At 65.0% G+C, this 23856-nt stretch carries 25 protein-coding genes; 11 read left to right on the top strand and 14 right to left on the bottom strand.

What is annotated here, in order from left to right; translation table 11 throughout:
- Positions 1 to 12 precede the first annotated feature (12 nt).
- Genes B3D39_RS15450 through gatC form a run of 4 tightly spaced genes read right to left on the bottom strand, consistent with a single transcriptional unit; the run spans position 13 to position 3197 of the window.
- Positions 13 to 702, bottom strand: coding sequence for an N-acetylmuramoyl-L-alanine amidase (locus tag B3D39_RS15450; protein WP_274963286.1), 690 nt, complete (start codon positions 700 to 702; stop codon positions 13 to 15).
- Entirely contained in the window at positions 699 to 1433 is a 735-nt protein-coding gene (locus tag B3D39_RS15445) for a hypothetical protein (RefSeq protein WP_274963285.1), read from the bottom strand. Before B3D39_RS15445 ends, B3D39_RS15450 begins: the two co-directional genes overlap by 4 nt.
- Position 1434: 1 nt before the next feature.
- Positions 1435 to 2913 (bottom strand): Asp-tRNA(Asn)/Glu-tRNA(Gln) amidotransferase subunit GatA, encoded by a 1479-nt coding sequence (gene gatA / locus B3D39_RS15440; RefSeq protein WP_286789855.1) that lies wholly within the window; start codon positions 2911 to 2913, stop codon positions 1435 to 1437.
- The gene (gene gatC, locus B3D39_RS15435) at positions 2910 to 3197 is read right to left on the bottom strand and encodes an Asp-tRNA(Asn)/Glu-tRNA(Gln) amidotransferase subunit GatC (protein WP_075775378.1); all 288 of its coding nucleotides are present in this window, start codon (positions 3195 to 3197) and stop codon (positions 2910 to 2912) included. The genes gatA and gatC overlap by 4 nt, the downstream gene beginning before the upstream one ends.
- Before the next feature lie 180 nt (positions 3198 to 3377).
- Here gatC and B3D39_RS15430 point away from each other — a divergent pair, with 180 nt between their 5' ends.
- The 10 genes from B3D39_RS15430 (at position 3378) to B3D39_RS15385 (ending at position 12617) form a co-directional block, all read left to right on the top strand.
- A complete protein-coding gene (locus B3D39_RS15430) occupies positions 3378 to 4070 on the top strand; it encodes a metal-dependent hydrolase (RefSeq protein ID WP_274962326.1) in 693 nt (230 codons plus the stop codon).
- Positions 4071 to 4157: 87 nt separating this feature from the next.
- Positions 4158 to 4526 carry a MerR family transcriptional regulator gene (locus B3D39_RS15425; protein ID WP_274962325.1) on the top strand — a complete coding sequence of 123 codons (369 nt, stop codon included), beginning with the start codon at positions 4158 to 4160 and terminating at the stop codon, positions 4524 to 4526.
- A gap of 239 nt (positions 4527 to 4765) precedes the next feature.
- Complete coding sequence (locus B3D39_RS15420) at positions 4766 to 5161, top strand: MerR family transcriptional regulator (RefSeq protein ID WP_078522328.1); 396 nt, start codon at positions 4766 to 4768, stop codon at positions 5159 to 5161.
- Positions 5162 to 5190: 29 nt separating this feature from the next.
- The gene (locus tag B3D39_RS15415) at positions 5191 to 6966 is read left to right on the top strand and encodes an acyl-CoA dehydrogenase C-terminal domain-containing protein (RefSeq protein ID WP_078550854.1); all 1776 of its coding nucleotides are present in this window, start codon (positions 5191 to 5193) and stop codon (positions 6964 to 6966) included.
- 167 nt (positions 6967 to 7133) lie between these two features.
- Positions 7134 to 7493: a DUF6404 family protein gene (locus tag B3D39_RS15410; protein WP_078522326.1), complete on the top strand. Its 360-nt coding sequence runs from the start codon at positions 7134 to 7136 to the stop codon at positions 7491 to 7493.
- A gap of 115 nt (positions 7494 to 7608) precedes the next feature.
- Positions 7609 to 7821, top strand: a complete 213-nt coding sequence (locus B3D39_RS15405; RefSeq protein ID WP_274962324.1) for a hypothetical protein — start codon at positions 7609 to 7611, stop codon at positions 7819 to 7821.
- A gap of 16 nt (positions 7822 to 7837) precedes the next feature.
- A complete protein-coding gene (locus B3D39_RS15400) occupies positions 7838 to 8374 on the top strand; it encodes a hypothetical protein (protein ID WP_274962323.1) in 537 nt (178 codons plus the stop codon).
- A 194-nt stretch (positions 8375 to 8568) separates the two neighbouring features.
- Positions 8569 to 9195, top strand: coding sequence for a glutathione S-transferase family protein (locus tag B3D39_RS15395; protein ID WP_078602270.1), 627 nt, complete (start codon positions 8569 to 8571; stop codon positions 9193 to 9195).
- Positions 9196 to 9204: 9 nt separating this feature from the next.
- Positions 9205 to 10416 (top strand): acetyl-CoA C-acetyltransferase, encoded by a 1212-nt coding sequence (locus B3D39_RS15390; RefSeq protein ID WP_078522322.1) that lies wholly within the window; start codon positions 9205 to 9207, stop codon positions 10414 to 10416.
- Between the two features lie 11 nt (positions 10417 to 10427).
- Complete coding sequence (locus tag B3D39_RS15385) at positions 10428 to 12617, top strand: 3-hydroxyacyl-CoA dehydrogenase NAD-binding domain-containing protein (protein WP_274962322.1); 2190 nt, start codon at positions 10428 to 10430, stop codon at positions 12615 to 12617.
- Between the two features lie 180 nt (positions 12618 to 12797).
- Here B3D39_RS15385 and B3D39_RS15380 read toward each other — a convergent pair whose 3' ends face one another.
- Positions 12798 to 13466: a Hint domain-containing protein gene (locus tag B3D39_RS15380; RefSeq protein ID WP_274962321.1), complete on the bottom strand. Its 669-nt coding sequence runs from the start codon at positions 13464 to 13466 to the stop codon at positions 12798 to 12800.
- 262 nt (positions 13467 to 13728) lie between these two features.
- Complete coding sequence (locus B3D39_RS15375; RefSeq protein ID WP_274962320.1) at positions 13729 to 14376, bottom strand: sulfotransferase family 2 domain-containing protein; 648 nt, start codon at positions 14374 to 14376, stop codon at positions 13729 to 13731.
- Positions 14377 to 14473: 97 nt separating this feature from the next.
- Between B3D39_RS15375 and B3D39_RS15370 the strand changes: the two genes are divergently transcribed.
- Positions 14474 to 16102 carry an AMP-binding protein gene (locus tag B3D39_RS15370; RefSeq protein WP_274962319.1) on the top strand — a complete coding sequence of 543 codons (1629 nt, stop codon included), beginning with the start codon at positions 14474 to 14476 and terminating at the stop codon, positions 16100 to 16102.
- Between the two features lie 53 nt (positions 16103 to 16155).
- Here B3D39_RS15370 and B3D39_RS15365 read toward each other — a convergent pair whose 3' ends face one another.
- The 8 genes from B3D39_RS15365 to B3D39_RS15330 all read right to left on the bottom strand — a co-directional run.
- Positions 16156 to 16506 (bottom strand): hypothetical protein, encoded by a 351-nt coding sequence (locus B3D39_RS15365; protein ID WP_274962318.1) that lies wholly within the window; start codon positions 16504 to 16506, stop codon positions 16156 to 16158.
- 11 nt (positions 16507 to 16517) lie between these two features.
- Positions 16518 to 17291, bottom strand: a complete 774-nt coding sequence (locus B3D39_RS15360) for a DUF6478 family protein (protein WP_274962317.1) — start codon at positions 17289 to 17291, stop codon at positions 16518 to 16520.
- A gap of 152 nt (positions 17292 to 17443) precedes the next feature.
- Positions 17444 to 18040 (bottom strand): hypothetical protein, encoded by a 597-nt coding sequence (locus B3D39_RS15355; RefSeq protein ID WP_274962316.1) that lies wholly within the window; start codon positions 18038 to 18040, stop codon positions 17444 to 17446.
- Positions 18041 to 18176: 136 nt separating this feature from the next.
- Entirely contained in the window at positions 18177 to 18812 is a 636-nt protein-coding gene (locus B3D39_RS15350) for an ATP-binding cassette domain-containing protein (protein WP_274962315.1), read from the bottom strand.
- The gene (locus tag B3D39_RS15345) at positions 18809 to 20464 is read right to left on the bottom strand and encodes an ABC transporter permease (RefSeq protein ID WP_274962314.1); all 1656 of its coding nucleotides are present in this window, start codon (positions 20462 to 20464) and stop codon (positions 18809 to 18811) included. Before B3D39_RS15345 ends, B3D39_RS15350 begins: the two co-directional genes overlap by 4 nt.
- A 7-nt stretch (positions 20465 to 20471) precedes the next feature.
- Complete coding sequence (locus B3D39_RS15340; RefSeq protein WP_274962313.1) at positions 20472 to 21671, bottom strand: ABC transporter substrate-binding protein; 1200 nt, start codon at positions 21669 to 21671, stop codon at positions 20472 to 20474.
- A gap of 11 nt (positions 21672 to 21682) precedes the next feature.
- Positions 21683 to 22288, bottom strand: a complete 606-nt coding sequence (locus tag B3D39_RS15335; protein ID WP_078541666.1) for a CDP-alcohol phosphatidyltransferase family protein — start codon at positions 22286 to 22288, stop codon at positions 21683 to 21685.
- On the bottom strand, positions 22285 to 23856 hold a 1572-nt coding region (locus tag B3D39_RS15330), incomplete at its 5' end, for a dihydrolipoyl dehydrogenase family protein (protein WP_349678104.1). The genes B3D39_RS15330 and B3D39_RS15335, both read right to left, overlap by 4 nt.

Genomic DNA, 23856 nt, shown 5'->3' with positions numbered 1-23856 from the left:
CCCTCCTCGCTTTCAGCTTGATCGCCACGCCCCGCCATCTGCGCCGAAACGCATCGCCAGATCGGCGACCAGCGCCATGTCGATCGCATCCAGCGGCCCCTCATGGCGCGGGCGGAAGCGCAGGCGGAAGGCGGGCAGGATCGTCGCGAGCGGCGCTTCCGGGTAGCCGAGGCTGGACGCCAGCGCGAGGAAGCTCTCGGAGTCGATCGCAGGGGCCTGTGCCCCACGCTCAGGCCAGATCGCCAAGCCCTGCCGCGCGAGCCTTTGCCAGTCGAAGCGCGGCCCCGGATCGATCTTGCGCTCGGGCGCGAAATCCGAATGGCCGATGACGTTTTCCGGCGCGATTGCCCAGCGGCGCATGATCTGCGGCAGCAACTCTTCCAGCGACGCCATCAGCGGCTCGGGGAACGGACGGTCGCCTTCATTGTCCAACTCGATCCCGATGGAGCGCGAATTCACATCGCCCAGACCCTGCCAGCTCCCCAAACCCGCATGCCAGGCGCGCATCTCCTCGGGCACGAGCTGCTCGACCGAACCGTCGCGACCGATCAGCCAATGCGCGGAGACCTCCGCCTCGGGGAGGCAGAGGCGGGTGCGTGCGGACTCGCAGGACCGCATCGCGGTGTAATGGATGACGATAATTTCCGGCACCGCCCCATCGCGGCGCGGGCCGTAATTGGGCGAGGGCCAGTCGGCGCTCACTGACGCGCTTGCTGGAACGGCGTCGGATCCCAACCGCAGGCGAACCCGTCGCCATCGGGATCGAGGTTCAGCCGGTCTTTCTGCGGACCGCCTGCCGAGAGGAAGGCGCGCTGCGCCTGATCGGCCGAGACGTATTTCGCGCAGGCCTTGCTCGACGAGGTCAGCTTGATGCCCGACCGCTTGTAGACGGAATCACCCGGCCGGTTCGACACCGACAGCGCATAGGCGGCGAGGTTCGGGCCCGAGCTGTCCTGATTGCTGATCGTGTTCTGCGCGACGGGCGCGGTCGCGAGGCTGCTCGACGCGGTGGTGTCGAAGCCCGGCGAGCTGGCCGTGGTGCTCGACCCGGCGGTGCTGTTCGACGCGTCGGTCTGCTGCAGCGCGGCCATCGCATCGGCCCCGATCGCAGCGCCGCTATTGTCGGCGCCATTCGAGCTGGAGGCCGAGGTCGACGGGTCGTCGCCGATGGTGCCGCCTGCGTCGATCGTCGGCGCAGACAGCGCATTGGTCGTGCCCGGCATCGCGGTGCCGGTCGCGTTCAGCGGTGCGCCGGGCGCGTCGGGGTTGGTCGAACCGTTGTCGGTCGGCAGAACGCTCTGCGCCGAGGGCGGCACGATGGGCTGGCCGCGCAGTTCGGCCTCGCGACGGGCCTCGGGGCCACTGTCGGGGATCGAAGAGATACAGCCCGAGAGGGCCAGAACGCCGCCGAGGATCGCGAGTGCCTGTTTCATGTTACCACCATTTCTCCGGTTTGGCTGCGAAGCCCGCCGCCTGTTCGAGGACATGGGCGTGGTTCAGCAGATCGCCCTCTTCCCAGGGCCGCCCGATGAGTTGCAGCCCCAGCGGAAGCCCCTTGCTGTCCAGCCCGCACGGCACCGAAACGCCGGGAAGGCCTGCAAGGTTCACCGTCACGGTGAACACGTCCTGCATATACATTTCGACCGGATCGGCGCCGTCCATCTCGCCCAGACCGAAAGCGGCCGAGGGGGTGGCGGGCGTCAGGATCGAGTCGATGCCCTGTGCGAAGACCTGCTCGAAGTCGCGCTTGATCAACGCGCGGACCTTGCGGGCGCGGTTGTAATAGGCGTCGTAGAAGCCTGCCGACAGCACATAGGTGCCGATCATCACGCGACGCTGCACCTCGGGGCCGAAGCCTTCGGCGCGGGTCTTCTCGTACATGTCGACGATGCCCTCGCCCGCCGCGAGCTTGGCGCGGTGACCGTAGCGAACGCCATCATAGCGCGCGAGGTTCGACGAGGCTTCCGCCGGGGCCACGACGTAATAGGCGGGCAGCGCGTATTTCGTATGCGGCAGCGAGATATCGACGATCTCGGCGCCCGCATCTTTCATCATCGCGATGCCGTCGTCCCAGAGCATCTGGATTTCGGCGGGCATGCCCTCGATGCGGTATTCCTTCGGGATACCGATCTTCTTGCCGCGAATGTCGCCGGTCAGGGCCGCCTCGAAATCCGGGACCGGAATATCGGCGGAGGTCGAATCCTTCGGATCGTGCGAGCACATCGTGCCGAGCATGATCGCCGCGTCGCGCACCGATTTGGTCATCGGGCCCGCCTGATCGAGCGAGGAGGCAAAGGCCACCACGCCCCAGCGCGAGACCCGGCCATAGGTCGGCTTGATGCCGACGATGCCGGTGAAGGCGGCGGGCTGGCGGATCGAGCCGCCGGTATCTGTGCCGGTCGCGGCAAGGCACAGATCGGCGGCCACGGCGGCAGCGGACCCGCCCGAGGAGCCGCCCGGCGTCAGTTTCCGGTCGTCGATCTTCCACGGGTTCACGGCGGGGCCGTAGCACGCGGTCTCGTTCGACGAGCCCATCGCGAATTCGTCCATCGACAGCTTGCCGAGCATGACCGCGCCCGCATCCCACAGGTTCTGCGTGACGGTGGATTCGTATTCCGGCTTGAACCCGTCGAGGATGTTCGACGCGGCCTGCGTCGTCACGCCCTTGGTCGCGAAAAGATCCTTGATGCCCAGCGGGATACCGCACATCGCGGGCGCGTCGCCCGACTTGATGCGGGCATCGGCGGCCTTGGCCTGCTCCAGCGCGATCTCGGGGGTCTTGTGCACGTAAGCGTTCAGCGCGCCGGCCCCCTCGATCTCGTTCAGGCAGGACTCGGTCAGTTCGACCGCGGTCACATCGCCCTTTTTCAACGCGTCGCGCGCGTCGGCAATCGTCAGTTTGTTCAGGCTCATTCGACCACCTTCGGCACGGCAAAGAAGCCCTCGCGGGCATCGGGGGCGTTCTTGAGGATTTTCTCGGGATAACCGCCATCGGTCACCTCGTCGACGCGACGCTTGAGGCGCATCGGCGTCACGGAGGTCATCGGCTCGACGCCCTCGACGTCGACCTCGTTGAGCTGCTCCATGAAGGTCAGGATACTGGACAGCTCCTGCGCGAGCTCGGGCAGATGGTCTTCGGGCACCCGGATCCGGGCCAGATGCGCCACTTTGCGGGCGGTGTCGATATCAATGGACATGTGCTTCTCCGCTTGTCTTGGAAGGCGGTTTAGCCCGAGCCACTGGGGCTTTCAAGCGCCGCGCCCCGCATCAGCGGGCCCCTGCCCTGTCACACGCGAATTTGCGCGCTAATCTTGGAACCTGCACAGTGCTGATACGTCACCCTGTCACAATCGAAGTGCCTAACGGAGGAAACCCATATGAAAGTCATTTGGCTCGGCCATTCCGGCTTCCGCATCAAAACCGGCGATGCGGTGATCCTGCTCGACCCGTTCCTGACCGGCTCGCCGGTCTTTCCGGATGACAAGCGCAGCGAAGCGATCGAAGGCGCGACGCATCTGCTGCTGACCCATGGCCATGGCGATCACGCCTCCGATGCGGTGCCGATCGCGAAGGAACTGGGCATTCCGATCTACTGCATTCACGAATTGTCGATCATCCTTGGCGCCGAGGGGGTCGAAACCGTCGGCTTCGGCAAAGGCGGCACGGTCGATTTGGGCGGCGCGAAGGTTACGATGGTCAACGCGACCCATTCGGCCTCGATCGATTACAAGGGCGGCGACCCGGTCTATGCAGGCCAGCCCGCGGGCTTCATGATCGAAGCCGAGGGACACACGATCTATGTCACCGGCGACACCGACATCATGGCCGACATGGAATGGATGGGCGAACTGCATAATCCCGATATCGGCATCCTCGCAGCGGGCGGCCATTTCACGATGGACATGAAGCGCGCGGCCTGGGCGTCGAAGAAGTATTTCAACTTCAAGACCGTCATCCCCTGCCACTACAAGACTTTCGATGCGCTGGAGCAATCGGCCCAGCCGCTCATCGACGGCTTGCCGGGGGTGGATGTCATCGAACCCGAGATACTCAAAGCGATCGAGCTCTAAGCTGAAGCGCGCCGGGTCGCGGGCGGCATTGCTTGCAGCTTGCAGCCCGGCGCGCTAGCTTCTCGCCCGGATCGGGAGGCCGAATAGATGTCAGACTTATTGTCCTTCAAGGAGATGTGCGAGCGGTTCGACGTGACCCCGCGCACGCTGCGCTATTACGAGTATATCGAGCTTCTCAATCCCCAGAAGGAAGGGCGTTCGCGCTATTACGGTCCGCGCGAGGTCGCGCGGATGACGTTGATCCTGCGCGGTCGCCGATTTGGCTTCTCGCTCGAGGAACTGCGCCAGTGGCTCATGATCTACGATAAGCAAGGCACGGAAGAGCAGAACCGCGTCTGGGTCGAACTTGCCGATCGGCAGCTTGACGTATTGACGCAGCAGCGTGAAGAATTGGACGCGGCTATCGACGACCTCCGACAATTGCGTGATCAGGTTCGGGACACACTTGATTCTTGACCCTGAAATGCATTCCTTAACGTCAGCGAGGTCGTGAGAGCGCCTTGTGAGCTTGACGATTATGGCGAGTTTCGAGGAAAGAAACTTGCTTTACCGTACGGTAAAAATTCCCTGACATTACGTCATTGGATTCGTGACGCCACGTTACGGTGACGCGAACGTAAAGAAGTCTTGTAATGTGGCCGCAGGCAGACGATTTGCCGCGTCGCATTACGCAAAGGAAACGCGAGGCAGAGAGTATGACCGACACAGTAATGACGATCCGCGAGATGTGCGACGCCTTCGAGGTGACCCCGCGCACCCTGCGGTTCTACGAAAGCAAGGAGTTGCTGTTTCCCATTCGCGAGGGACAGAAGCGGCTGTTTACGCGACGCGATCGCGCCCGGCTGAAACTGATCCTGCGCGGCAAACGTTTCGGGTTTTCGCTGGAGGATATCCGCCAGCTGCTGGACCTCTACGAGATGGGCGACAAGCAGAAGACGCAGCTGAACGAGACGATCAAGCTCGCACAGCAACGTCTGGAGGAAATGACGCGCCAACGCGAGGAACTGGGTCAGGCGATCGACGAACTGGCCGGTCAGATCGAGTGGGCGGAGAAGGAACTGGAGAAGGCGCGCCACGACGACGCGGCCTGATCCGCGAAGACGACTAAAGGGAGCGAACCATGTCGAGCTTTATCGCCAACACCAAGGACATGCAGTTTGTGCTGCATGAGCTGCTCAAAGTCTCGAATTCGGATGTGCCGGGTTACGAGGAAATGGACCGCGACTTCACCGAGGCCGTTCTGGATGCGGCCGGGAAGGTCTCGTCCGAGGTGCTGGCTCCGCTGAACGAGGTGGGCGACAAGGAAGGCTGCGTGCTCGAAAACGGCGTGGTCCGCACGCCCAAAGGGTTCGACAAGGCGTTCGAGGCGATGAAAGAGGGCGGCTGGACCGCGCTCGATTGCGATCCCGAGTTCGGCGGTCAGGGCATGCCCTATCTGCTCAACTGCGCGGTGGGCGAGATGTTCGTCTCGGCCAACATGGCCTTCAACATGTATCAGGGCCTGACCCACGGCGCCTATTCGGCGATCCACACGCACGGCACGGATGAGCAGAAGCAGACCTATCTGCCGAAGATGGTCACCTGCGACTGGACCGGCACGATGAACCTGACGGAGCCCCATTGCGGCACCGATCTGGGTCTCATGCGCACCAAGGCCGAGCCGCAGGACGACGGCTCCTACGCGATCACCGGCACGAAAATCTTCATCTCGGCGGGCGATCACGACCTGTCGGATAACGTGATTCACCTCGTGCTGGCGAAGGCGCCGGGCGGTGGCGAAGGCACCAAGGGCGTGTCGCTCTTCATCGTGCCGAAATTCCTCGTCAACGAGGACGGCTCGCTGGGCGAGCGCAACTCGCTCTCGGTCGGCAAGCTCGAAGAGAAGATGGGCATCCACGGCAACGCGACCTGCGTCATGAACTATGACGGCGCGAAGGGCTGGCTGCTGGGCGATCTCCACAAGGGGATGCGCGCGATGTTCACCATGATGAACGAAGCGCGTCTCGGCGTGGGCCTTCAGGGCTACGCCGTGGCCGAGGCTGCCTATCAGGAAGCCGTGGCTTACGCGAAGGACCGCACGCAGGGTCGCGACGTGACCGGCGTGAAAGCGCCCGAGAAAGCCGCCGATCCGATCATCGTGCACCCGGACGTGCGCCGGATGCTGATGGATCAGAAGAGCTTCGTCGAGGGCGCCCGCGCCTTCACCTTCTGGGGTGCGCATCTGATCGACCGCTCCCATGCGCTCAACGATGCCGAGGCCGAAGGTCTGATCTCGCTGATGACCCCGGTCATCAAGGGCTTCCTGACCGACAAGGGCTTCGAGACCGCCGTCTCCGCGCAGCAGGTATTCGGTGGCCACGGCTATACCGAGGACTGGCCGATGTCGCAGCATGTGCGCGACGCGCGCATCGCGATGATCTACGAGGGTGCGAACGGCATTCAGGCGCTCGACCTGGTGGGCCGCAAGCTCGCTCAGGACGGCGGCAAGCACGTCATGGCCTTCTTCGAGATGGTCAAAGCCGAGTGCAAATCGCATGACGATGACGAGCGGATGAAGCCCTTCACCGACGCGCTGAAAAATGCCTCCAAGCAGCTTCAGACGGCGGGCATGTTCTTCATGCAAAACGGCATGAAGAACCCGAACGCGGCGCTCTCGGGCAGCTATGACTTCATGCATCTGATGGGACATGTCTGCCTCGGCCTGATGTGGACGCGGATGGCGAAAGCCGCCTTCACCGCGCTCGACAACGGCGCCTCGGACACCGCGTTCTACGAAGGCAAGATCGCGACGGGTCGCTACTACATGGCGCGTCAGCTTCCGGCCTGCGCGATGCACCTCGCACGGATCGAGACCGGCGCGGACCCGGTCATGGCGCTCGCCGACGACCAGTTCTAAGGCGACCGGATCCAACGAAAAAATGAACGGCGGGCCTCGGCCCGCCGTTTCAATTTTCAATCACCGCCATGTCAGGCGAAGTGTAGCGCTGGACGATTGTTTTGCGGCCGCGCGGGTCTACCCTCGGAATCTCCAACCAGAGACGATTCCCACCGAGTCCCGCCGTCATGTATCTCGATAATGCAGAAACCAACCGCCGTTACGACGCCGCTCTCGCAGAGCTGCGGGCGCGGGGCGTGTTCCGCTCGACCCGGCCGCCAATGGGCGCACGGGTGCTGCATTGGCTGGGCTTCGAGCCGCGCCCGATTCCCTATCTCGACTGGAAGCAGAACCTGCTGATCTTCGCAGCCGGGTTCGCGGTGGCGCAGCTTCTGGTTGACCACCTGCTGAGCGCGACCGAGGGTATGTCCTTTGCGCCGCATCTGGTGACGCTTGTGATCTCGGCGCTCGCCTTCGGTGCGCTGATGGCGCTTTGGCAAATCCACCGCAAGAACAAGCTCGGGCTGAGCGATTGGGACGACCTCTAGGGGCGATTCCCATGCCCAAACCATGGGCGCGGGCGGTCTGGCCAGCACGCAGGTTTCTTCCTAAGCTGCGCGCAACCTGACGCGCCTTCCCGCGCTACATTGCCCCGGAGCCTGAATGCCCAAACGCCTGCGCCTGACCCGTCGCTTTCCCGTCGCCATGACCAATGACGCCTATCGCAGACTCAACCGGTTCGCGCAGGAGGCGGAGATCACGCCCGACGAGGCGCTGACCTTCCTGTTCGAGCATTTTAGCTCCGTCACCCACGAGGAAAATCTCAACCACCGCCTGCGGCTGTTCAAGGCCGAGCTTGGCGAGCGCAAAGCCTGATTTCGAAAGGACATCCATGACCCGCCTGTCTCTCGCTTTCGCTGTCGCGTCCCTTGCCCTCTCGGCCCTGCCTGCGCTCGCGTTCGATGCCGCCGACCGCAACGCGGTGACGCAGGAAGTCGCGGGTTTCACGAAGGCGGTGAACGATAAAGACTACTCCGTCTTCTTCGACACGGTGCCGCCGAAGATGATGCAGGCGATTGCGGATCAGACGGGCGTCCCGAAAGAGCAGCTCGAAGACATCATGCGCAAGCAGATCAACGACGCGATGGCCTCGGTGACGATCGACGATTTCGAGATGAACATCGCCGCGATGAAGACCGGAGAGACGTCTTCGGGCCGGGCCTATGCGCAAATCCCGACCTCGACGGTGATGGAGGTGCCCGATATGGGCAAGGTGCGCTCGACCAACACCACGCTGGCACTGCAAGACGGCGAGGAATGGTATCTCGTGCGTATCGACAGCCCGGCGCAGATCGCGGTTCTGCGCAAGGTCTATCCCGATTTCGAAGGCATCGAGTTTCCCAAAGGCACGATGGAAGCGGTACGCTAACCGCGCCGCGCCGCTCGCTTTTTCCGCGCTTTCCGTTCGCGTCCGTTCACCTCTCGCGACGGAACGCCGCCCTCTCCCTCGCGTTGGACGCGACGTCGTGCTGGAATGACGTTGCGGCGAAATGCTCATGAGGGGCTTACGTTCGCGTCACTTAGGGGTCAGATTGGCCCCGTGATCAGGGAGGACCGCAGCGAATGGCGGCACAACTTTATTGCTTCGGAGAGTCTGGCAACGCCTACAAGGCGGCGCTGACGATGGAACTGGCGGGCTACGACTGGGAGCCTGTCTATGTCGATTTCTTCAACGGCGAGGCGCGCAGCGCCGAATATCACGCGCTGAACGAAATGGCCGAGGCGCCCGTCTTCAAAGAGGGTGACCTGACCCTGTCGCAATCCTGCGTCATCCAGCTTCACATCGCGGAGCAGACCGGCAAATTCCTCGCCGAGGATCGCAACGAGATGCTGCGCTGGATGTTCTGGGACGCGCAAAAGGGCTCGGGCCAGCAGGGCGGCCTGCGCTTCTTGATGAACTTCCTGCCCGAAGAGAAGCGCCCGCAAGAGGCGATCGGCTGGCTCAAGGGCCGCGTGCTCACCGCGATCAAGACGCTGGAGAAACATATGGACGGCCGCGACTGGGTCGTCGGCGACCAGCCCAGCTTGGCCGATTTCGCCTGCTGCGGCTACCTCTACTACCCCGAGCCCTTCGGGTTCGACCGCAAGGAATTCCCCAATATCGACCGTTGGCTGGATGGCATCGCCGCCCTGCCCGGTTGGAAACACCCCTATGATTTGATGCCCGGCAATCCTTCCGACCGGGCGTGAGGAGGAACCATGACGGAAGCCTATATCTATGACGCAGCCCGCACCCCCCGGGGCAAGGGCCGCAAGGACGGCTCGTTGCACGAGGTCAGCTCGGTCGCGCTGTCGGCGCGGCTGCTGAACGCGGTGGCGGAGCGTAACAACCTCGAAGGTCACGCGGTCGAGGACGTGATCTGGGGCAACGCGACCCAGGTGATGGAGCAGGGCGGCTGCCTTGCACGCTCGGCGGTGCTTCTGTCGGACCTCGACGAGCGCATCCCCGGCCTGTCGATCAACCGCTTCTGCGCCTCGGGCATGGAAGCGGTGAACCTCGCCGCCAACCAGGTGCGCGGCGGCGCGGGCATGGGCTATATCGCAGGCGGCGTCGAGATGATGGGCCGCGTCGCGATGGGCTCGGACGGCGCGGCAATCGCCGTGGACCCGTCGCTCGCGATGAAGACCTACTTCGTCCCGCAGGGCATCTCGGCCGATATCATCGCGACCGAATACGGCTTTAGCCGCGAAGACGTCGACGCGCTCGGCGTGGAATCGCAGCGCCGTGCAGCCGAAGCAATCAAGGAAAACCGTTTCGCGAAATCCATCGTGCCGGTGAAGGACCAGAACGGTCTGACCATCCTCGACCACGACGAATTCCCGCGGGCGGGCACCACGATGGAAAGCCTCGGCGGCCTCAAGCCCTCCTTCAAGGAGATGGGCGAGGTGATGCCGGGCTTCGACAAGGTCGCGATGCTGAAATACCCGCATCTCGATCACATCAACCACGTCCACCACGCGGGCAACTCGTCGGGGATCGTGGACGGCGCCGCCGCCGTGCTGATCGGCAACAAGGAATTCGGTGAGGCGCATGGCCTCAAGCCGCGCGCGCGTATCCGCGCCACCGCGAAGATCGGCACCGATCCGACGATCATGCTGACCGGCCCGGTTCCGGTGACCGAGAAGATCCTCGCGGATTCGGGCATGTCGATCTCGGATATCGACCTGTTCGAGGTGAACGAGGCGTTTGCGGCTGTCGTGCTGCGCTTCATGCAGGCCTTCCAGGTCGATGCCGACAAGGTCAACGTCAATGGCGGCGCGATCGCGCTTGGCCACCCGCTCGGCGCCACCGGCGCGATCATCATCGGCACGCTGCTGGACGAGCTGGAACGCCGCGACCTGAACACCGGTCTGGCCACGCTTTGCGTCGCGTCCGGCATGGGCGCCGCGACCATCATCGAGCGCGTGTGAGGGAGGAACAAATGGCTGATTTCAAATACGAACTTGGCAGCGACGGCGTTGCCGTCATCACTTGGGACGTGCCCGAGAAGTCGATGAACGTGATGAGCATGGAGGGCTTCGCGCTCCTCGACAGTTTCATCGACAAGGCGCTGGCGGATGACAAATGCAAAGGTGTCGTCATCACCTCCGGCAAGCCCGATTTCGCGGGCGGCATGGACCTCAACGTCATCGCGCAGATGCGTGAAGGCGGCGCTCAGGCGATCTTCGACGGCGTGATGCAGATGCACCATGTCCTGCGCAAGATCGAGCGCGCCGGCATGGACCCGAAGACCAACAAGGGCGGCAAGCCGATCGCGACCGCGATCCCCGGCACCGCGCTCGGCATCGGTCTGGAACTGCCGCTGTCGACGCATCGCACCTTTGTCGCGGACAATCCGAAGGCCAAGATCGGCCTGCCCGAGATCATGGTCGGCATCTTCCCCGGCGGCGGCGGCACCACCCGTGTCTCGCGCAAGCTCGGCGCGATGGCGGCGGCGCCCTTCCTGCTGGAAGGCAAGCTGTCGAACCCGAAGAAGGCGAAAGCTGCGGGCCTGATCGACGAGGTCGTCGAGGATCCGCTGGCCGCCGCGAAGGAATGGGTGCTGAACGCAAAAGACGCCGATTTGGTGAAACCGTGGGACGCGAAGGGCTTCAAGATGCCCGGCGGCGCACCCTATCACCCGGCGGGCTTCATGACCTTCGTGGGTGCCTCCGCGATGGTGCATGGCAAGACCGCGGGCGTCTATCCGGCGGCCAAGGCGCTTCTGTCGGCGGTCTATGAAGGCGCGCTCGTGCCCTTCGATCAGGCGATCAAGATCGAGGCGCGCTGGTTTACCCACGTTCTGCTGAACCCGTCGTCGACCTCGATGATCCGCTCGCTCTTCATCAACAAGGGCGCGCTGGAGAAGGGCGCGAACCGCCCGGATGTCTCCGATCAGAAGGTGAAGAAGGTCGGCATCCTCGGCGCAGGCATGATGGGCGCAGGCATTGCCTTTGTCTCGGCCAAGGCCGGTATCGAGGTCGTGCTGATCGACAACAGCCAGGAGGCCGCCGATCGCGGGAAATCCTATTCCGAGGGCATCCTCGACAAGGGTATTTCGCGCAAGAAGGTCACCGAAGAGGGCAAGGCGAAGACGCTGGGCCTGATCAACGCGACCACGGATTACGCCGCCCTTGAGGGTTGCGACCTGATCGTGGAAGCGGTGTTCGAAGATCCGGGCGTCAAAGCCGAGGTCACCAAGAAGGCCGAAGCCGTGATCCCGCAGGACGCGATCTTCGCCACCAACACCTCGACCCTGCCGATCACCGAACTGGCCAAAGCCAGCGCGCGCCCCGAGCAGTTCATCGGCATCCACTTCTTCTCGCCCGTCGACAAGATGATGCTGGTGGAGATCATCAAGGGAGCGCAGACCGGCCCGGTGGCGGTGGCGAAGGCGCTCGATTTCGTGCGCCAGATCCGCAAGACGCCGATCGTGGTCAACGACGCGCGCTTCTTCTATGCCAACCGCTGCATCATCCCCTATATCAACGAGGGGATTCGCATGGTGGCCGAGGGGGTGAACCCGACGCTGGTCGAACATGCGGCCACGATGGTCGGCATGCCGCTGGGGCCGCTGCAGCTGGTGGACGAGACCTCGATCGACCTCGGCGTGAAGATCGCGAAGGCCACCAAGGCGGCGATGGGCGATGCCTATCCCGATGAGGCGGTCGATGACGTGCTGTTCTGGATGGCTGATGAAGGTCGGATGGGCCGCAAGTCGAACGCGGGCTTCTACGACTATGACGAGAAGGGCAAACGTCAGGGTCTGTGGGAAGGTCTCGACGCCAAGTTCCCGCGCAGCCCCGAGCAGCCCGACGTGCATCACGTCCAGCATCGCCTGCTGATGGCGCAGGTGCTGGAAGCGGTCCGTGCCTTCGAGCAGGGCGTGCTGGAAGACATCCGCGAGGGTGACGTGGGCGCGATCCTCGGCTGGGGCTTCGCCCCGTGGTCGGGTGGCCCGTTCAGCTGGCTCGATATCCTCGGCGCCGGCAAGGCCGTCACGATCTGCGAGGCGCTCACCGCGCAATACGGCCCGCGCTTCGAGGCCCCGGCCCTGCTGCGCGACATCGCAGCCTCGGGCGAGACCTTCTACGGTCGCTACGGCGACGGTCAGGCCGCGAAAGCCGCCTGATCCGAGAGCGCCAGAGAAACCAGAACGCCGGGACCTAAAGGCCCCGGCGTTTTTCTATGGCCGGGAGGCACTTCAACGCCCGCCTCCCACCTGTCTCCAAGACAAAGGAAAACGCCGCACCCTGGTCATGGGTGCGGCGTTCGGCCTGTCAGTTGATCAGGAGGGAATCAGGCCGGGCTATCACTCTGCCGCGTAAGCGTGCGCGGTCAGATCTTCGTCGATGAGCCCTGCAACGATCGAGCGTGCCATCTCAAGCGACAGCGTCTCGTAGTTCGGGCCTGCATCATCGTCGAAGAGTGCTTCGAGCCGATGGCTGTTGATCGAACCGCAATGGACCATGCCAGAACCATTCGCGTAGACGATCTCCTCCTCCTCAAACTCCAGCACGATCACGTCGATCGGACGGTGGGGTGTAATCCGATCGATCCCACGATAGCCTTCAAGAGCCGAGGCGGGGATTACGGCGAAGGGGTCACCGTAAATTGCCTCGGCCATGTCGCTTTCCACCATCATGTTCTGTTCAGGCAAAAGCAGCATCGGGGTTTTGTTGCCCAACGCGCCGACCGGCACGGCGAGCGGCTTGCGATGGTCCGGGCAACGCCCGTGACCGAGCCAGAGTTGAGTTCGCTTGACGTCCTTGACGGGACGCAGGCCACTGTCGAAGGTCATGACCATGTCGCCGACCGCAATTGCTTCCACCGGGCGCCAGCCCATAGCGGTCGCGATTCGCGTTCCGGCAACGATCCCCGAAGCAGCCCCGTTATCGAGCACTCGCCCGGAGGTTGCGCCCGCCAGAGCGGAATCGAAGGCGCAATCGTCGTTCCAAGTCGTCGTTGCACTGCGGATCATGTCGGTCTTCCTTCTGAAAGTCGGCGAGGCCATTTCTTCGTCCTACCTAGATCAATTGATTCCTGGGGAGTTTCCGGGGCCGAAAGGTGACCGAAATGTGGCAAACCTATACTTTCGGACAGTAAGTTGCTCACGGACCCGTGATTGACCTATCTTTTTGGATAGGGGTTCGCGCGTTTGACCTATCTTTTTGGATAGGGGTGCGCTCACAGACCCGTGAGAATCGCCCAAATTGCGTCGCAAATTGCAATTGCGCGAAAATTTAGAATCGGTAACCGAACCGCGCGATGTCCTCGGCACAGAGTTTCGAAACCACTTCAGCATCGAAATCTGAAAAATACCCGCGCCAGTTGCGCTTCCGCTCGGAGATGTTGCATCTCGCGAGGGGAGTCACGCAAAACCCGAGATGTGACGCGAGAGGTGCGGCATCGGCCTCTACATCTTCGAGGCGAATATAGAGGTCACAAATCTCCTCCCCGTCCGGCAGCCGCATGTAGCTGCCATAAGGGGCCGCCGCGAGGGATGCCTGCGTGTGCGGATGGTTAAGGAAGTCCGAAAAGCTGAGCGACTTTGCTAACGCCACGGCGGGATGCGCCATCCGCTGCTCGCGCAACCAATGGTAGTAGCTGACCACCCGGTCCCACGGGTTCCGCACCAGCGTGAAGGTGAAATAGGCGCGCGCCTCGTCTTCGCTATAGAGACCCAGCCCGTCGCTCAGCGTGGAATGCTTCCAAAGCCGCCCCCGGGTCTCGCGCCCTTCCAGCCTGCGTTTGCGTCGCCGCGCCTTGGGCGTATCACCGATCAGCAGGTCATCCGCCATCGCGCGGTTCTCCAGCGCGAGCGTCAGCGCCGTGCCACCCGTCTTCGGGATATGAACGAAGATGTAGCGGCGGCCATGCGAAACGATCATGCGCGCGACACTAGCTGTGACGAAAGATGACGCAAACCCTCTTTCCTTTCGCGCGATGCCGCCTGAAGATGCCCGGACAATTTACGTGGAGGATTTCATGGGCTGGCTTGCCGACGAGACGGGTCTGGAGAAATGCGCGGCGAATTACGCACCGCTTACACCTTTATCGCACCTCAACCGCGCGCTGGAGGTCTTCCCCGAGCGACCGGCGGTGATCTACGGCAGCCGCTCTTATAATTACGTTGATTACCACGCGCGCGTGAGTCAGCTGGCCTCCGCCCTCAAGGCACGCGGCGTGAAGCCCGGCGACGTGGTGGCGACGATCCTGCCCAACACCCTGCCCCAGATCGAGGCGCATTTCGGCGTGCCCGCCTGTGGCGCGGTGCTCAACGCGATCAATACGCGGCTCGATGTCGATACCGTCGCCTATATCTTCGAGCACGGCGGCGCGAAGATCGTGCTCTGCGACGTGGCCTTCCTGCCGGTGGCCGAAGAGGCCGTGAAGAAGATGAAGGGCCCCGCGCCACAGATCGTCGAGGTCGCCGACCCCGAGCACGGGTTCGAGCCGACCGGGCATTACCTCGAATACGAGGCGCTGGTGGCCGAGGGCGATCCGATGTTCACCTGGATCATGCCCGAGGACGAATGGGAGAGCATCGCGCTCAACTACACCTCCGGCACGACGGGGCGGCCCAAGGGCGTCGTGTATCACCACCGGGGCGCCTATCTTTCGACTCAGGCCAATGCGATCTCGTGGCGGATGCAGCTCTATCCGGTTCTGCTGACCATCGTGCCGCTGTTCCATTGCAACTCGTGGACCCATAGCTGGATGGTGCCGATGATGGGCGGCACGGTCGTCGGCTGCCGCGACGTGACTGCGAAGGCGATCTACGACGCGATCGCGGATCATGGCGTGACGCATTTCGGCGGCGCGCCGATCGTGCTGAACACCATCATCAACGCCAAGGACGAACATCGCCGCGCCTTCGATCATGTGGTGGAGGTCTTCACCGCCGGTGCGCCCCCGCCCGCCTCGACGCTGGCCGCGATCGAGCCTCTGGGCTTCAACGTCACGCAGGTCTACGGGCTGACCGAAACCTACGGCCCGGCGGTGGAATGCACATGGAAGCCCTCCTGGGAGGGAACCGAGGGCGAGGCCCGCGCCGATCTGAAGGCGCGCACCGGGGTCTCGATGCCGATGCTCGAGAAAGTCACCGTCTACGATCAGGGCAAGGAGGTCGCGCGCGACGCCCAGCATCTGGGCGAGATCGTCTTCCGAGGCAACATGGTCATGAAGGGCTATTTCAAGAACCCGCAAGCCACGCGCGAGGCCTTCGAGGGCGGCGTGTTCCACTCGGGCGACATCGCCTTCATGCATCCCGACGGCTACATCAAGATCACCGACCGCGCGAAGGACATCATCATCTCGGGCGGCGAGAACGTCTCCTCGGTCGAGGTGGAGGGCGTGATCTGCGCCCATCCGGCGGTGTCGCTCGCCTCGGTCGTGGCCAAGCCGGACGAGACCTGGGGCGAGGTGCCCTGCGCCTTTGTCGAGCTGAAGGAGGGCAAGGAGGCGACCGAAGAAGAACTGATCAAGTTCTGCCGCGCTCGGCTCGCAGGCTTCAAGACGCCCAAGCGTGTGATCTTCTCGGAACTGCCGAAGACCTCGACCGGCAAGATCCAGAAATTCGAGCTGCGGGCGGTCGCCAAACTGCTCGACGAGTAGGGCTTCTTTCTACGCGTGCGCGCGCCCGCGCGCGAGGGGCGCGCGTGAAATGCTCAGCTTTCGCTCTCGGCGCAATGCTGGCGGAAGGCGCGCGACAGCATGTCCAGCTCGGCGCGCAGAAGATCGATCTCGGCGCGCAGATCACCCGCCAGCGGCGCCCCCGCGACCAGCGAGAAGCGGTCGATCACCTCGCCATCCGCCTTGCGGCAGACGAGGAAGGTCAGCACCCCCTCGCTCAGCAACTCCGTCGGGATCGGCTGCGCGATGCGCCAGTCGCCGGGCCCGCCGCTGACCGACATCCCTTCCAGCACCTCGCCCTGATGGCGCACCTCCAGATCGGGCGCCTCTTTCTCATGGCTCACCGCTTCCCAGCGCCCTGCCTTGATCCGCGTGCTGTCCAGCATCCTCGCCTCCGTCACAGTTCGGCGCGCGGGTAGCGCGCGAAGGTGAGATCGCGGATCACCACCTCGTTCATCCGTGGGTTTTCAAAAATCAGATCGACCCACGCCTTTTCCAGCCGCCGCTCGTTCATCCGCGTATAGGCTAGATCGAATTCGACAGAGCGCGCGCCCTCGCCATGGGGCAGTTCGCGCACCAGCTGCTCCGAATTGGGGCCGTGCTTGATGTTGAGGCGGCAGAACACTTCCAGCTCCCGCTCGCAGTCCAGCTGCATCTCCAGCCGGATGAGATGGTTGAGCTGCAGCCCGCCCAGCGCCGCGTCGGGCAGATCGAGCACCAGCGACAGGAACGACCCTTCGAACCGCAGCACATCGAGCCGCAGCCCGAACGGCGCGAGCGTCTCGCCCTTCGTATTGCGGATCTGGCGCAGCGTGATCTCGGAGCGCGGACAGTCATGGAACAGGGTGAGGTCATCGCCGAGCTTGGCGCGGCTTTGCGCCCCCGCGATGCCATGCGGATGCGCCTTCACGCGCCAGAGCGGCGGTCGCCACGCCCAATCGCTGCCCGATGGTTTGCGCACAGAGCTATCGCCGGGAAAGGCCGTCAGCCGCTGCTCGGTCGCGCGCAGCACCGTGTCGACTTCGTTGCGCAGGGCACGCGCCCGTGCGCGCAGACCGCGAAGCCCCTCCGGATCCAATGCAGGGACCTTGGACGCCGCATCGCGCCAGCGCCGCAAGCTGCGTCGCTCGGCAATCCGTTGCAACAGCGATCCGCCGTTCCGTCCTGCCATGTGCTGCCCTTCTTTCCCGCCTGCCGGTGCCGTTTGCGGCATCACAGCAGTTATTCATTATCATCGGGTTGCGAGAAAGGGGGAATTTCCGCACGAACTCATCGAGTTCCGGGGTTTCGACCGGGAAGGTGACTGCGCGTCGGCTTGGGCGGTCAATTCGCGGCGCGGATCGCGGCGATGAATGTCTCCAGCAATTGCCGCTGCTGGGCATAGCTCATTTCGCCTTCCTTCAGCGGCATCACCGACAGCGCCGTGATCCGCCCGCCAAGCGCCGTGACGCCCCGCAGGTAGGTCTTCGCAATCGGCGGTCCGCCCGTGCCGGAGCGATCCTCGACCCGCAGCAGCAATGTACCATTCGAGATATCGGTGCCCTTGATCGTCACGTCAGCGGCTTCGCCCGAGCGCGACAGCGCCGCGCGCCCGATTTCGGAATGGAAGAAATCACCAATCTTCTTGAGCCGGTCCTGCGACAGCTTGCCGGAGCCATCCTCCAGGGCGGGCGGCCCGACCGTGACGCTCAGCAGCGCGGGTTCGGGTGCGTGGGCATCCTCGGCATTGCCGGAGATCGCCGCGCAATTGCCGAAGAGCGCGAAGCCCCCCGCGCCGGAATTGCGCAGGCTTTTCGGATCGACGCACCAGCCTTTCGGCGCCGCCACCGTCAACGCGCCATTGGCCAGCGTGGTGCGGGCCTTCGCGACCTGCGCCGTGCCGAAGGCGGTCGGCTGGCAGGCGGCCAGCAAACCGATCATCCCCAGCGCGAGGGCGAGGGGCTTCAAAAGACGTGACGAGCGGTGTCCGACAGCAAAAATCATGCGCTTGGAGATAGCCTCAGCGCCCTCATCGCGCAAGTCTGCCGGGTTTCGCCGCATTGCGGCTGCGCGAGGTTCAGCCCAATGCGATCCGGCGCGCCGCGGCCGTGCCGTCATCCGGATCGTGGCTGACCATGAGGCACGGGATACGCTCGGCTTGGAGATGCTGCAGCGTGAAACTGCGGATCTCGGCCCGCAACTCCGCATCGAGCGCGGCGAAGGGCTCGTCGATAAGCACCGCACGGGGTCGCGCCAGCAGCGTGCGCATCAACGCCGCGCGGGTGCGCTGCCCGCCCGATAGCGTCGCCGGGTCGCGATCCGCCATGCCCGCAAGCCCGGCCTGTTCCAGCGCGGCCTCCACCGCCGCGTGCCGGGCGACCTTGCCCTTCACCTGCGCCGACAGACCGAAGGCCAGATTGTCGCCGACCGAGAGATGTGGGAACAGCTGCGCCTGCTGGAACAGCATCCCGATGCCGCGCCTCTCAGCGGGGAGCTGCGTGACGCTTTCGCCATCGAGCCGCACATCGCCCGAAGCCGTGAACCCCCGCGGCAGATGGCCGCCGATATGGGCGAGCAGGCTCGACTTGCCGATCCCGGAGGCCCCCATCAGGCAGACGGTCTCTCCGGGCGCCACGACCAGCGACAGCGGCGCGAAGAGCGGGGCGGAGGCGCCGGGCGCGGTCAGGCTCAGATCGATCAACTCAAGGCTCATGCCACTCCTCCGCGCAAGCCGCGCCGGTTGCGATGCCACCATGCCGGGACCGCGAGCGCCAGCGCGAAACCCACCCATGGCAGCGCCGCCTGCATGAGCGCAAGGATCGCGGCCAGCCGTCGATCCGCCCCCGAGGCCAGCGCCACGGCTTCAGTCGCCAGCGCCTGAACGCGCCCCGCGCCGGGCAGCAGAACGGCGAGATATTGCGCCACCGACACTGCGACCCCGATCGCCGCCGCCGCACAGATCGGACCCAGCAGCATCGGCAGCTTGATCCGCAGCAGCCGCCGCGTCGGCCCAGCCCCGAGGCTCGCCGCACTGGCGAGATGGGCACGATCCAACGCCCGCCACGGCCCGGCCAGTGCGATCATCACATAGGGAAAGACGAAGAGCAGCTCGGCCCATGTCACCGCGACCGGCCCCGGCGGCAGACCGAGCCAGAGAAACCCGGTGGTCAGCCCCTGCAGAAACCCGATCTGCGGCAGCAGAAGCGGCAGGACGATCAGCGCGCCGAGCGGCAGGCGTTTTCCGGAGCGATCCTCGCTTTCCAGCCAGAGCATCGCGAGGATCAGCGCCAAAGCGGTCGAGACGAGCGCAAGCGTCAGGCTGGTCAGCGCGGGCCCCGCCCAGTCGGCGCTCGCCCAGCGTTTGAAGGTGAGATCGGCGGGCAGCGCATCGGGAAAACGCCAGAAGCTCGCGAGGCTCCAGAGGATCAGCGCACCCAGCGATCCGATCGCCAGAAGACCACCCGCGCCGATCAAACCAGCGCCGCTCCAGTTCCGCCGCGATGCGCCGCGCTGCCCGGTGCGGATCAGCGCCTTGCCGAACCGTGCCACCGCGCGCTCGCCGACCATCCACAGCGCCGCACTCGCCCCCATCACGGCCAGCAAGATCACCGCCAGCGCCGAGGCGGGGACCGCTTGCGCCGGGTCCGGCGCGCCGTAGAGCCGCAGGATGCGCACCGCCAGCGTCGGCGGGTTCGACGGCCCGAGAATCAGCGCCATGTCGACGACCGACAGCGAGAAGGCCAGCACGATCAGCACCGGCAGCCGGAGCGCCGGGTACAGCTGCGGCCAGACGATCCGCGCCCAGACGCGGCCCGGCGCATAGCCAAGCGCGCGCCCCGCCGCCATCTGCTCGGCAACCGGGCGCTGCGCCGCGGCCACCAGCGTCATCAATGTCAGGAACGGCACCTCTTTCAGCATCAGCCCGAGGATCAGCGACAGCCCCCACGGATCGCCCAGCGTCACGATCTGCGGCGGCAGATCCCAGCCGGTCGCCCAGGGCGAAATCAGCCGCGCCGCCCAGCCCGAGGGCGCGATGAGAAATGCCAGCCCGATCGCCAGCGCCGCATGGGGCACTGCCAGCAGCGGCGTCAGCCAGCGCGACGCCGATTGCCGCGTCACCAGCCAGCGCGCCAGCGGGATCGAGGCCGCGAGCGACAGCAGCGCAGCCCCCAGGCCGGTCACCAATGTCAGCCGCAGCGAGGTGAGGATACCGGGCGCGGCCAGTGCCTCGGTGAAGCCCTCCCAGCCCAGATCAACCCGCCCCAGCCCCGGCTGCCAGCCAAACGCAGTCGCCAGCGTCAAAGCCGCGCCGAGCAGCACCGGCGCGCCGATCACCAGCGTCAGGATCGCCCCGGCGAGCCGCATCAAACCCTCACTTCGTGTAGCGCTGCGCCCAGTCCTCGGTGAGCTTCGTCATCCAGCTCGGATGCGGCTCGGGGAGCGTCGGCCCGAGATCGTCCAGCGTCGGCAGCGCGGGCGCGGTGGGCAGGTCCGCGAAAGCCGCCTTCGCATCGGCATCCAGCTTTGCCGGATCGAGCACCGAGAAACTGCCCAGCACACGGATGTCCTGCATATGCGCCTGCGTGGCCGGGTCGAGCAGGAAATTCGCGACCAGTTCCGCCCCCGCCTGATGCGCCGCGTTATAGGGGATCGCGACAAAGGAGATATTCCCGATCGTGCCGCCTTCGGGCACCCAGACGCGGACCGAAGGCGGCAGCACACCCTGCTCGATCATCGCGGCGGGCGCGGCCGGATCGAAGAACATCGCGAAATCGACCTCGCCATCGGCCAGCAACTGCGCCTGCGCGCTCTCGTTCTCGGGGAAGGATTTGCCTTCACGCCACATCAGCGGACGCAGCGCGTCATACCAGGCCCAGAGCGGCGCGGTCTCCTTCGCATAGGCCTCGTCCGTCACGGGCTGCGACAGCGCCGCCGGGTCGGGCGCCAGTTCGACCAGTGCCTGCTTGAGGAAGCTCGCCCCCATGAAATTCGACGGGTTGGGATGGGTGAAGCGGCCCGGATGCGCCTCGGCCCAGTCCAGCAGCCCCGCCATATCCTTCGGCGGATCGCTCACCCGCTCCGCATCATAGGCAAAGGCGAATTTCGCAAGCCGCCACGGGCTCTCGTACCCTTCGGTCGGCACGGTGAAATCGGTCGTGGCCGCCGAGCCCTCCGACAGGTCGAGATATTTCGCATTGGGCAGATCGGAAACGAACGGCCCGTGCAGCAAGCCCGCCTCTTTCATCGCCAGAAAGTTCGGCCCGTTGATCCAGATAAGGTCCACCGCGCCGCCGTCATCCTGACCCGCCGCCTTCTCGGCCTGCACGCGCGAGACAGCTTCGGCGGTGTCGGACAGCTTCACCTGTTCGACCGTGACGTCGTATTTCTCCTGCATCTGATCGGACACCCAGTCGATGAACGCATTGGTGCGCGGATCGCCGCCCCAGGCGTTGAAATAGACCGTCTGGCCCTTCGCCTCGGCCTCCGTTTGCGCCCAATCGGCGAAGGCGGGGGATGCGAGCGGCAGCGCGAAACTCGCGGCAAGAACCGGGGCGGCAAGAAGGTTTCTCATACTCTCTCCGTTCAGGAAAACGCCCGCCAGCCCATCAGCCAACGGGTCACGGTGGTCACGAAACAGGCGACGGCGAAGAGGCCCGCGAGGATCGGGAAGGCCTGCGGAAACAGGCAGATCGCCGAGAAGAACAGGATCGTCTCGGCCCCCTCAGTGAGCCCGCCGAGGTAGTAGATGCCCTTGGTCGGATAGGCATCGGTGCTCATCCCGCGCTTGGCGGCGATCGAGGCGAAGGCGAGGAAGCTCGACCCGGTGCCGACGAAGGCCGCGATCAGGATGGTCGCGGCCAGCGCGTTGCGCGCAGGATCGGCCAGCGCGAAGCCCACCGGGATCAGCGCGTAGAACAGGAAATCCAGCGCGATATCGAGGAACGCCCCGCGATCTGTCGGCCCCTTGATCCGCGCGATGGCCCCGTCGAGCCCGTCCGCGATCCGGTTGATAAGGATCAGCGCCAGCGCCAGCCAATAGGCGTGGAACGCCAGCGCCGGGATCGCCAGAAGACCCAGTGCGAAGCCCGCCACCGTCACCTGATCGGCGCGGATACCCCGCGCGGCCAGCGCCTCGGCGGGGGGCTGCATCATGGCACGTTGCAGCGGCAGGAGAGCAGCGTCGATCATCCGCGCCTCCACGCCATGAAGCGCTCGGCGATCCGCAGCGTGCGCGGGTTCACATGAGCCTGCCGCCAACGCCCGGCGGCGTTCTTCGCGGCCTCGGACCAGCTCGGATAGATATGCGGCGTCGAGAGAATCTTGCCCAAGCCCAGCCCGTGCCGCATCGCCAGCGCGAATTCCGCCAGCACCTCGGCGGCATGCGCCCCGCAGACCGTGGCACCAAGAATCTTGTCGGAGCCTTTCGGGGTGACGATCCGCACGAAGCCCTGCCCCGCCCCTTCGGCGAGCGCACGGTCGAGATCGCCCAGCGGATAGGTCGTGACCTCGTGATGCACGCCCTCGGCCTCGGCTTCCGCAGCCGTCATCCCCACCCGTGCCAGCTCGGGCGAGGTGAAGACCGCATGCGGGATCGGCGCGGCATGGGCTTTGAAGCGCCAGAAGGGAGAGGCCAGCGCATTCGCCGCCGCGATCCAGCCCTGATGACCTGCGGCATTGGTCAGCTGCAACGGCCCCGCCGCATCGCCTGCGGCGTAGATATTGGGCATGAGGGTTTCAAGGTAGTCGTTCGTCTCGATCACCTTATTCGCCGGAATGCCCAGTTCCTCCAGCCCGAAACCTTCGAGCCGCGCCTTGCGCCCGACCGCGACCAGAAGCGTGTCGAAGCCGAGTTTGGAGCCGTCCTCCAGTTCCAGCCATTTGCCGCCTTCTTCACCGGAGTCGTCACGCCCGAAGCGGATCGCCTTCGCACCGAGCTTCAGGTCGACCCCATCGGCGCGCAAGGCCGCCGCGATGGCATCCGAGGCCTCCGTATCCTCACGGATCAAAAGCCGCTCCGCCGCCTCGACCACGGTGACGCCCGCGCCAAGTCGCGCCAGCGCCTGCGCGATCTCGCAGCCGATCGGACCGCCGCCGAGGATCACCATTCTCTCGGGCGGCGCAGGCATCGCGGCGAGCGTCTCCCACAGCGTATCCGAGGTCAGCGGCTCGACCGATCCGATCCCCTCGATCGGCGGGATCACCGGGGCCGCGCCGGTCGCGAGCACCACCCCGCGCGCGGTCAGGCGCTCATCGCCGACACGCACCGTCCACGGGTCTTCCAGCCGCGCATGACCTTCGATCACCTCGACGCCCAAGCCCTCATAGCGCTCCACGGAATCATTCGGCTCGATCTGCGCGATCACCTCGGAGATTCGCTGCGTCACCACGGGCCAATCGACCGAGACATCCGCGCGCACGCCAAGCGCCTCGGAGCCGCGCGCCACGCCCGCCGCCCGAGCCGAGGCGATCAGCGCCTTCGACGGCACGCAGCCGAAATTCAGGCAATCGCCGCCCATCGGGCCTTCCTGTACCAGCGTCACTTTCGCCTTGGCCTGCGCCGCGACATAAGAGGCCACCAGCCCCGCGGCCCCTGCGCCGATCACGATCAGGTTGCGGTCGAACTTCGCCGGGCGCTCATAGCCGCGATAGGCCCGCTTGCGTGCCCATACCCGCAGCGCCGCGCGCGCGACCCAGGGAAACACCGCCAGCGCCGCGAAGGCACCCAGCAGCCCCGGCGAGACGATCCCCGGCAGGCT

Source organism: Thioclava sp. UBA3469 (assembly GCF_002378135.1).
GTDB classification, from domain to species: domain Bacteria; phylum Pseudomonadota; class Alphaproteobacteria; order Rhodobacterales; family Rhodobacteraceae; genus Thioclava; species Thioclava sediminum.
The sequence above is the reverse complement of the archived record's forward strand: the minus strand, read 5'-3'. Positions and strand labels throughout refer to the sequence as shown.